The following is a 10,733-nucleotide window of genomic DNA, read 5'->3' as shown; positions in this document are numbered from 1 at the left end:
TCTGCTACTTGTACAACAGTTTTCCAATCATCTTCTGAAGATACATCATGCTTAACAGCAACTGCACTATTGGGGTATTGATTGTTTATATCTAGTACGACTTGCTCAGCTTTTTCAAGTTGAATATCTGTCGCAATGACTTTGGCCCCTTGACTCGCAAACAACTTTGCCTCTGCAGACCCTTGGCCACCTCCTGCACCAGTTATAATCGCTACTTTTCCTACTAATCGAGTCATCACTTATCCTCCCTTGAAGGAAATTTTTTTGAGATTCTTGAGGAGAAATACACCGGCATTATTGACTAAAATATTTACACTGCCAAATGATTCCTCTGCCACTTATACAACAGTTTTCCAATCATCCCCTGAAAATACATCATGCTAATCCACAAAAGTATGTTAAATAATTTAACACCAACAGCCGGTATATAAATATACTAAAAATTAAGAAATATTAAATAATTATCTAGAGCATTTATTGTAAAGGTGAATAGCTAGTTGGAGTTATCACACTGGACACTATTCGTACAGTAAGCGGACCTTCCTTTTCATATTCAGTCTTACCATTAATCCATTCCGGGTCATTTATAAAAGATTTCCAAGCCTTTTCATAGTGAGATAAATCCTTAAACTCGCAAATATATATTAAATTAGAGTTTTCCCCAATCATTGTATTCCAAAATCCAATAACTTTAATTTCGTGTTTTTTGAAAAGTGGCATTGCCAATTTCTCCAATTGATTGTGAAGAGCAGCAACTTTCCCTGGAGCGACGTAATATTCCCTTAATTCGTGAATCACTGAAATCCCCCTTACATAAAATTGACCCTCGGAGTTCGGCAAAGCTGATAGTACTGGAACATTCTTGTTCCTTCTGTAACTCTCTATTCAGTAACACCATATTTACAGAATCATAACCAGAATCCAGATACCGTAATGGTAGACTTTTAATGAAGGCGCTTTCCTTATGTCAGGAAAGCGCCTGATTGTCGAAAATTAAAGGCTCTTGAATCTGGATCCCAGTTTGAGAACTGTAGCACCCGCTTGTTTAGTTACAATTTTTAACAATCTTTCTTTAAAAACAGTAAAGTAGACCTACCTTATCTGTACTCCATCTTTAATTGGGAGTTTTCGTCATAATGGGATGGAGGATGATATGGAATAGAAGGTATTTCTAAAAGTTGCTGCAAACGCCCTTTATATTCTTCTAAATATCTTTCTCGATCTGCTTCATCATGTGATGGAGTCCAAGCAATGAATGGTTCAACAGGCTCTACCCCTGCAAAATAAAGCGATCTATTGATAGGAGAAAGTATGTTTTCATGAATATCACCCTCTATTCCATACGGGTCATAAACATGCTTAGGATAACCTGTTGTAAGGGACAACATTGATTTTCTTCCTTTGAGACCGCCGGTATCATATTGCATACCATTTCCATAAATAAAACCTGAAGCATAAACTCTATCAAACCATCCCTTTAAGATTGCAGGAATGGAGAACCACCACAGAGGAAATTGAAAAATAATGAAATCTGACCACAGAAGTTTTTCATGCTCTTCTTGAATATCTTTTGTAAAACTATTTGTTTTAACTGCGTTTTGTTGTTCTATTGCGTATTTTAAAAAATCTTTATTTTGTGGCATTAGGAAATCATCGCTATCAGCAACAGCTTTAAAGTTCATCGCATACAGATCCGATACTTTGACCTGATGACCTAAAGATGTCAATTCTGAAACAGCAAGGTTCTTTAAAGCACCATTGAATGATTTAGGTTCTGGGTGCGCATAAATAATTAATACATTCATAATTAGTCTCCCTTATTTGACTTAATTACTTGTAAAGTTACAGCAGGTTTTAATATATGAATGGAACATTATAGACGAGGCACAGTTTCAAATAAGCGAAACATAATCTAACATGAATATTTGTTTAGTGACTGCTTATTCACTCTGCGAGAGTTTTTCCGCTTGAAGCCAGTCCAGTACGTTAAGCTTGATCATCCATTCGACCCAACGAAGATTGTACGAAACGAATCCCTGCCTTACTTAATGGTTCCGGCTCCCACTTCTTTGACTGGTGTTGAGACATTGGCAATACTGTTAAGGAGCTATCCTTTTCAAGCAACACATCTGATAAGATTCTCCAACCAAAATTTGCAGTTGAGACCCCCTGCCAACAACTAGGACGGATGAGAAGATTATGGATGTCATGGACACACTCGCTTTATCCCAAGAAACCATACATTCTCCTCACCCATCTAATGCCACCTCATGCTACCCATTGTAATCTAAACAGATTACTTCAAATTAATTCCGATAAATTTTAACTCTGTCATATCTTCTATAGCATATTTCACACCTTCTTTACCTACTCCACTTAACTTAACTCCTCCATATGGAATATGATCGTAACGCATTAATGAAACTTGATTAATCCATACTCCACCTGTTTCTAGTGCATCTGCCAAACGAAATCCCCGACTTATATCTTTGGTGAACACCCCAGCTTGTAATCCATAATCTGAATCATTTGCAAGGTCAATTACTTCTTCTTCCGTATCAAATGGAATCACAGTCATGATAGGAGCAAATACCTCATCACAAACCACTTTCATTTGATGGTTTACATCTACCAAAATAGTAGGTTCAATTAGAGCATTATTACGCTTGCCTCCGATAACCACTTTCGCCCCCTGCTCAACTGCTTCCTGAATCCACGCTTCTGCTCGACCTGCTTCAGATTCAGAAATTAAAGGTCCAACATCGGTTGACGATTCGAGCGGATCACCTACTTTAAGATTTTTCACTTCCTCAACTAATTTTTCAACTAGTAACGGAAAAATATTTCTTTGCGCATAGATCCGCTGGACGGAAACACAAGCTTGTCCTGCAAAAGTTACACCACCTCTAATGAGAGACGGAACACAATCATCTAGATTTGCATCATCGAATATAATGTTAGGAGCATTAGAACCTAATTCTAACGTCACTTTTTTAGTTAATGCCTTTTCCTTGATCTTCCATCCGACAGGACCACTTCCTGTAAAAGTTATTTTCTTTACTCTTGAATCAGTAATTAAAGAATCCCCCAATTCAGAACCAGACCCCATTACTATATTTAACGCACCTTTAGGCAGCCCCGCCTTCTCAAGTAATTTATATAATAAAGCTGCAGTTAATGGCGTTTGTCCTGCTGGTTTCAACACAACAGTATTACCTGCTGCAATTGCTGGTGCTATTTTATGCAGAACTAAATTTAATGGAAAGTTAAAAGGTGTAATGGCCACAACTACCCCAATAGGATAACGTCTAGAAATTCCAAGTTGATTCTCACCACCACTAGCACTATCCAGTGGAATTTGCTCTCCATAAATATTCTTTGCCCCTTCGGCTGCAAATCGAAGCACCTGGATGGCACGATCAACTTCAGCACGACCTTCACGAATTGGTTTCCCTGCTTCGAGGGCAATCGTTCGAATAAAGTTTTCGGCCTGGATTTCCAACAAATCTGCAACCTTACGTAATATTTCTGCTCTTTGATATGCAGGCATGTTCTTCATCGTTTCTTTATATACTTTTTCAGCAACACCAATGGCATGATCCACATCCTCTTTTGTCGCATGTTCAATTTTCCCGACAACTTCATTATTATAAGGATTCCGGATCTCTCGATTCAATCGACCATTGCCTTTTATATTTTTTCCATCAATAATTGAACCAAAAAACAATTCTGTTAATGTGGTCATGATACTATCTCCTTAATAAAGAGTTTTTCAATACCTAGACAATTGACCTCATTACTTTATCCAGTTGTAGCCTTTTCGTTTCCTATAAATAAAACAGTAAATCTACATCAAATTTAACAATGGATAAAAAATCTAATTAACTTTAAAAAAATTCTTTATATTTCGATAATTTGTTTAGTGACTGCTTAATCGCTCTGCGAGAGTTTTTCCGCTTGGAGCCAGACCAGTACGTTCAGCTTTTTCATCTATTCGACCCAACGAAGATTGTACGAAACGAATCCCTGCCCATCTAAAAGGTTCTGGCTCCCACTTCTTTGACTGGTGTTGAAACATTGGTAATGTTGTTAGGGAGCTATCCTTTTCAAGCAACACATCTGATAAGATTCTCCCAGCCAAGTTTGCAGTTGAGACGCCCTGCCCAACAAACCCCCAAGCTCCTGCCACTTTTGTTTGTCGATTGTAAAAAAAATTTGGTGTCCAATCTCTTGTCATTCCTACAGGTCCACCCCAATCATGAGTAAACCGTATTCCTTTTAAAGAAGGAAACCATTGAAAAAGCCTGTCCTTTAAAAGATTGTGTGTTTTTTCATGATAGTCCAAAGAGGAACTAATTTTAGATGCAAATCTATATGGTTGGCCTCTGCCTCCGAAAAGAATTCTACCATCAGCGGTTTTTTGCATATAATCGAGAGAAAGACGTGTTGATCCGACGGTTTCTCTACCTTTCCACCCAATAGCTTCCCACTGTTCCTCATTTAATGGCTCTGTTATGGTTATAAGAGAGTACATAGGGACTAAGTGGCGTCGAAATTTAGGCAATTGTGTCATATATGCTTCCCCGGCAAGGACAATAGCACGGTCAGCAGTAACTGAACCATTTCTTGTTTCCAATTTAGCGCCCTTATGGGCACTTCCGTGAATGATATTCGTCACTTCTGTCTGCTCATAAATTTTGACTCCACGTTTTTCTAAAACATTTGCAAGTTGTCTAACTAATTTCCCAGGATTTAGTACCGCAGAGGGTTTAGTAAAAAGACTTTCCTTTGCCCCTGGAATGTGAACACGGTCTTTGGTTTGGTCTTTATTCAATAATTGAAAGTGACCTTCAAGTCCTAGTTTTCTATAAGTTTCCATTGATTTTTCTAAAGTTGGCGTTCCATATTCACCTAAGGCAACCTGCAAAGAACCTGACAATGCCCAATCAGCATCAATCTTTTCTTCTTTTATTACCCGTTCAACTTCATACACCGAGTCAATCATCGTTAACTGTAAATTTCTAGCAGTCTCCAAACCATACCGTTTTATGGCAGTATTTGGAGTCACGGGGAATTTAGGTGAACACCACCCTCCGTTTCTTCCGGACGCACCATACCCAGTAATTTCTTTCTCTAAAACAACAATGTTCAGGTCTGGATATTGTAACGATAGATAATAGGCAGTCCACAAACCTGTAAATCCAGCACCCAATATAGCTACATCCGTATTTATAGACTCATTAAGTTGTGTCCGCGGCTCTAAATTATCCCCACAAGTCTCAAGCCAATAGCTAATGGAGCTATGCTGACCTTGTTTCATTTAACACACCTACTTAAATTAATTGTAGCAAAGCTAGTAATCTAGAATGCTTGTCTGATACTACATAATTTTCGCTTCCAATGATTCGCTGCCCATGAATGAAATTACAATACACGGGTGAATTGTTATTAGCTAAGGTTTACGGTTCCTTCACACTTTCAATCCTACTCTTATTATTGCGTTTTAATCATTACATGTTTTATTTCTGTATACTCTTCAAGAGAGTACATGGATAGGTCATTCCCATAACCAGACAATTTAGAACCACCGTGAGGCATCTCACTCGTCAAGGTAAGATGAGTATTCGTCCAAACAGCACCGTACTGCAAACGCTTCGTCACTTTCATTGCGCGATCAAGATCATGTGTCCAAACGGATGCCGTTAACGCATAATTGCTATCATTAGCAAGTTCTATAGCCTCCTCATCACTAGTAAATTGATTAACAGTTATGACTGGACCAAATACCTCTTCCTGAATGATTTCATCAGACTGTTTCGCTCCTACAATAACCGTAGGTTTATAGTAGAAACCCGAACCCTCCAGTGCAACACCACCTGTCAGTACTTCACAACCGGGGTTTTGTGTAGCTCTATCTACAAATCCTTTTACTCCCTTCAGATGGGCTTCCGAAACTAACGGCCCCATTTCCGTGCTTTTCGAGTTAGGATCACCTACTTGTATACCCTCGATAACTGGAATTAGTTCTTTAAGGAATCGATCGTAGATTTTATCAGAAACATATATTCTAGTAGCAGCGGTGCAGTCTTGACCGCTGTTATGGAAACTAGCTATCTTAATCTGTTGAATCGCGGCTGAAATATCAGCATCGTCAAAGATAATAACCGGAGCTTTACCTCCCAGCTCTAAATGTACCTTCTTAAGTGTTCCCACCGCCGCCTGGGCAACAGCCTTACCAGCATTCACGCTTCCGGTTATTGACACCATTTTTATATTGGGATGGTGAGAGATGGCATCCCCAACCGGTTTTGCATGTCCGGTAACTACATTTATTACACCAGGTGGAAATATATCAGTACTTAATTCGGCCAACAACAATGTGCTCAAAGGGGTTAGTTTCGATGGTTTCAGTACAACCGTATTACCTGTAGCCAAAGCCGGTCCTATTTTCCAAGCGGTCATGAGCAACGGATAGTTCCAAGGAGTAATGGCTCCTACCACACCCATGGGATCACGACGAACCATGCTAGTGTGGTTTTCAACGTATTCTCCTGTACTTAATCCCTGTAGATTTCTTGCAGCCCCTGCAAAAAATCTTAAGCTATCCACAGTTAAACTTATATCGCCTTTTACTTTTTCGATTGGTTTTCCTACATTCTGAGACTCTATTTTCATGAACTCTTCTTCTTTTCGCTCTATAGTATCTGCCAATTTTAATAAAGCCTTGCTCCTCTCAGCCGGTGTTGTCTCACCCCAACTTTCAAAAGCTCTTTCAGCAGCTGATACAGCAAGATTAACATCCTCCTCAGAACATACGGGTACTTCGGCAATTACTTGTTCCGTTGCAGGATTAATTACAGCTTCATACTGCCCCTCAACTCCATCAACAAACTGACCATCAATAAAAGCTTTCTTTTTCGAGGATATTATAGTTGACATTTCAATTCCAACCTTTCTTCGCTTAAGATCTGGTTTAATATTTTCCCGCTCCGCCTATGATTGCTATTTTCATCATCTAAATCCTCAAAAGGAAATGAATATTCAATAAATTCAATCGAATATCACCCCCCCTTTCCATCATCAATTTAGAATCGGTTTGATATTTTATTGTTCCTACAGAATGCTGCTTAAACCTTAAACAAATACACATAAAAAGTAGAACAACATTGTTTTTTTAAATGTACTTTTTTTATGTGTTTTTTTAAATAGTATCATAATAATGCAATACTATCAATACATATATTTTTCTGTTTATTAATTGTTCTCTAAAATCGAAATTATTGTATTACTACAATAGTAATACAAAATTTTGATTCATCTTTGAGGGGATAACATTTATAATCTTAGGAGTAATTGTGACTGATAAACTAAAGTGGTTCTTAAGAACTTTTGGTGATGTTATTTATTGATAATATATGGGTATAGCTCTGTTAAAAAGGAGCGGTAATACCGTGGTAACCAGCCTTTTTTCATATGGTGTGATCTGGATGAGAGACTGCAAGTGTTATCGTGGACAGATCGAAGTGGAGACCAAAGAAGGATCCTCAAAAAGACAGCTCTCGTTCTTTTACCCGTCAAATGGATCAAAATCGCTGGGAAGGGTAAGAAAGGCGTTGGCTGGATATCCAGTACGCTCAAGAGTTGAAGAAGGGGTGCATGTCGCCCGTATTGCAAGACGTATGGCGAGTTCTCGCGGAACGATCTACAAGTATTTAAGCATAAAAGAAAGACCTAACATAAACGTGCTTCTCCTTTTGATCGATTTCGTTCAATGTTCCATTCCTATTTTATAAATGGTAAAACAGGAGACGATATTAAAAAAGAATGCCGTCGTTAAGGTTATACAGGTTCTGGTTCTACACCGTCTTATAGCTGAAGAACGGGCAAACCTGTCATTAGGACCACCAATTGCTATTCGATCCAAGGTTCTATCTGCACTCTGGAAGTCTTCAGACGAACACATTCGAAAACAAAAAAGAAAAGGTCATTCAAATAAACTCTATCTCACTAGAAAGAAAACGAAACTTAAGGCCGTCCAGAATGCTTTAAGTTATGAATGAAACAATGATGTACTGGAAGGCCAAATCAATAGTTTGAAAACTATTAAACGGATGATGTATGGCAGAGCCAAATTTTTGCTTACTACTCGTTTTTCTCTTATAGCTATGGTTTATCTAATTTTTTCGATTTATGTGTCCAACACTATGGATACATTGTGCTTTTTCTAACTTTTAGGATAGGGTTTGAAAATCCGGCTAAAATCAACGCTACTTTCACTTTGATTATTATTAAGATTATCCCTAATGCTTTTAAAGTGAAGATCAATTAATTCTATTGCTTTTTTCTCATCTCTATTTTTTATAGCATTTATTATTTCTCTGTGTTCTTCCGGGGAGCGAGGGCTTTCTTGAATCGTGTTTTCATGGAAAACTATATAAATATTCATGATATTCATTAACTCTTGATTATATTGAATCATAAAATCATTTGTAGTCATTGTCATTAACTTGTGATGAAATTTTGTAGACGTTCTTATGCCGTTTGCATAATCTCCACTTTTATACAACTTTTCTTCTTTAAGAGTGTACTCTTCTAATTCGTTTATTTGTTCTTCTGTTGCCTTTTTACAGGCAATTTTAATTGCCTCCTTTTCCAACACAATTCTCAAATTAATAACGTCTTCAAACTCTTTCGGAGTAGGCTGATATATATATGCTCCCTTGTGAGGAATAATTTGTATGATTTTTTCATTCTGCATTCTTTTTAATACCGAACGAATTGGAGTACGACTAACATTAAAAACTTCGGATAATAATTCTTCATTTAATTGTGTGTTTAAAGGGATTTTCCTGCTAAATATTGCTTGTTTTAATTCGTTGTATATATGTTCCTTTAAAGATAGTTTCTTTTTCATATTTATACCCATTCCTTTCGCTTCGCTCAAGGCACAAAACGCAATGAAATTGGTTTGTCCCTATCCATATTTTGGCTAATCGATAGCCATAGGAAACATCAACTACAAATCACGCGGAGGTGAGTGGGCTACTCCAGTTATGAAGTGACCGCATTTTTATATGTGTAGGTTGCCTTTCCTTGCACAAATAAATGTGACTGTGAGCACGAAGACTTACCTTTGTATAAACAATTACTGGTTTATTGCTGGGCATTTAGTCAATGTTGTCACTATAATTCTTGAAAAAGAGTTTTTCCTATGGCTTTAAAAATGGTTTATCCTATTTGTTGTGGAATAGATGTCCACAACACATTTGAGAAGCATCAAAAATTAGAAGTCAAGAGGTTCAACTTCAGATTACCAAATACAATGTTTTCATACAACATATTCATACAAAAAGTATACATCAATTTTTCTCGACCTGGTTATAAGAACAATATTTTCAGCGCTCTATTTTTGTACGCTTTCTACCGGCTATCGCGCTTCGCTTGATGGCCTCCACATTTTCGTAATCTTCTTTCGAAGCTAACGAAAAAATGGATGGGGACCTCCCGTTGTTCAATGGGAGACAAAATGATGTATAGGGGAACGAATAAGAACCAGCTAAAGTTCAGGTGGTCTCACGCAACCGGAAAAATAGATTGTCCATTAGGGATGGCAGCATGATGTTTCCTCCTCCAACTAAGGAATAGTGGTAAAGGAAGATCAATAAGGATCGACAAACTAACTGTATACAGAGCAAATTTTGTTTGGATTTTTTTACATCTTTTTAAGTGAAAATCTAGATTATGCAAATTACTATAATAGAAAAATAGAGTAAGTAGCAACTTTGGGAATCCAAATATGAAAGTAAAAAAAAAACCACCTTCTAACAAGGTGACCCCAAGTTTTTATTCTAAGTAGAAAATTTACTCCGAGTTTTTTCAAATTTTCTCCCCTTCGTGCTTAACTGCATTGTTTTGCATAGTTATCTGGTGTCAAAGAAGGAATGAAGTGACTCTTGACAGACGGATGTTCTTGTAAAACAATCAGGCAGGCACGGGGGTGGGAAGACCATCTTTCGCTTTTCTGAACTGAACGGGACTCAACCAATTCAGTTTTTCTTTGATGCTTGTTGTTGTAAGAGTCTATATATTTATCTACCACATGTTGCAGTTCATCAAAATTGGAATAGATTTTTCCATGGTACATTTCCTGTTTCATAATTCCAAATAAATTCTCCATTGGTGAATATACTTTGAAAAATGCAATATTCTCTTCATTTGCGACTGTAGGCCTTCATTTGATATGTTCATCCTTAATCACAATGAAAAGTCCTTCGATAAAAACAATCACTGGTTACCTCAAAATATAGAAATTGCATTGAAACTATAGAAGCGATTACTCAAGGACATCAGCGACTTTTTCCTCAACTGCTTCTTCCTCAACATCACCAGCCATTTTCCCCTGGTATTTACCACAAAATACCTGAGAAATACACCACAGTATTTCGCTAGTTGAAGGAGCACGGTTTAAAGCATCCGATATTTCAACAAATCTAGCAACCTAATTCCTTTAATATTTCGTATATCTCTTCTGCAGAGTAATATCTCTTGGAGATAATAAATACTCCCCCATAAGCAGCCAGATTTTTATTTTATAATCTGTCTATCAAAAGGGGAGCATATCACAAAGCGGGAATTATTTTACGCTTACTTATTTAATGTTGTTAGAGTTAGCTTCAACATTACAGTATTTTCGCAGTTTTACTCCCTAAAATAAAACTAGTATATCCATCCCG

At 37.4% G+C, this 10,733-nt stretch carries 7 protein-coding genes and 2 pseudogenes; 1 reads left to right on the top strand and 8 read right to left on the bottom strand.

The genetic code is table 11. From position 1 onward, the window contains the following. The 7 genes from BLT18_RS17580 to BLT18_RS17550 all read right to left on the bottom strand — a co-directional run. Nucleotides 1-236, bottom strand: a 236-nt coding sequence (locus BLT18_RS17580; RefSeq protein ID WP_139184766.1) for an SDR family NAD(P)-dependent oxidoreductase, incomplete at its 3' end; no start/stop codon positions are given. 238 nt (nucleotides 237-474) lie between these two features. After that, nucleotides 475-798, bottom strand: coding sequence for an NIPSNAP family protein (locus BLT18_RS17575; RefSeq protein ID WP_175487594.1), 324 nt, complete (start codon nucleotides 796-798; stop codon nucleotides 475-477). Between the two features lie 299 nt (nucleotides 799-1,097). Then, the gene (locus BLT18_RS17570; RefSeq protein WP_091277005.1) at nucleotides 1,098-1,805 is read right to left on the bottom strand and encodes an NAD(P)H-dependent oxidoreductase; all 708 of its coding nucleotides are present in this window, start codon (nucleotides 1,803-1,805) and stop codon (nucleotides 1,098-1,100) included. A gap of 491 nt (nucleotides 1,806-2,296) precedes the next feature. Continuing rightward, a complete protein-coding gene (locus BLT18_RS17565) occupies nucleotides 2,297-3,745 on the bottom strand; it encodes an aldehyde dehydrogenase family protein (protein WP_091277003.1) in 1,449 nt (482 codons plus the stop codon). A gap of 174 nt (nucleotides 3,746-3,919) precedes the next feature. Next, on the bottom strand, nucleotides 3,920-5,320 hold the full coding sequence (locus tag BLT18_RS17560) for an NAD(P)/FAD-dependent oxidoreductase (protein ID WP_091277000.1): 1,401 nt from the start codon (nucleotides 5,318-5,320) through the stop codon (nucleotides 3,920-3,922). Between the two features lie 173 nt (nucleotides 5,321-5,493). Continuing rightward, on the bottom strand, nucleotides 5,494-6,939 hold the full coding sequence (locus BLT18_RS17555) for a gamma-aminobutyraldehyde dehydrogenase (protein WP_091276998.1): 1,446 nt from the start codon (nucleotides 6,937-6,939) through the stop codon (nucleotides 5,494-5,496). A gap of 1,285 nt (nucleotides 6,940-8,224) precedes the next feature. After that, on the bottom strand, nucleotides 8,225-8,914 hold the full coding sequence (locus BLT18_RS17550; protein WP_175487593.1) for a GntR family transcriptional regulator: 690 nt from the start codon (nucleotides 8,912-8,914) through the stop codon (nucleotides 8,225-8,227). A 582-nt stretch (nucleotides 8,915-9,496) separates the two neighbouring features. Here BLT18_RS17550 and BLT18_RS18875 point away from each other — a divergent pair. Continuing rightward, nucleotides 9,497-9,616 (top strand): annotated as a pseudogene (locus BLT18_RS18875) (transposase); the annotation flags it as partial. A 365-nt stretch (nucleotides 9,617-9,981) separates the two neighbouring features. On the opposite strand, the pseudogene BLT18_RS18610 reads toward BLT18_RS18875, so the two are convergent. Continuing rightward, nucleotides 9,982-10,298, bottom strand: a pseudogene (locus BLT18_RS18610) (IS3 family transposase); the annotation flags it as partial. Between the last annotated feature and the right edge of the window lie 435 nt (nucleotides 10,299-10,733).

Source organism: Alteribacillus persepolensis, assembly GCF_900099605.1.
In the GTDB taxonomy this organism is placed as follows: Bacteria; Bacillota; Bacilli; order Bacillales; family Marinococcaceae; genus Alteribacillus; species Alteribacillus persepolensis.
The sequence above is the reverse complement of the archived record's forward strand: the minus strand, read 5'-3'. Positions and strand labels throughout refer to the sequence as shown.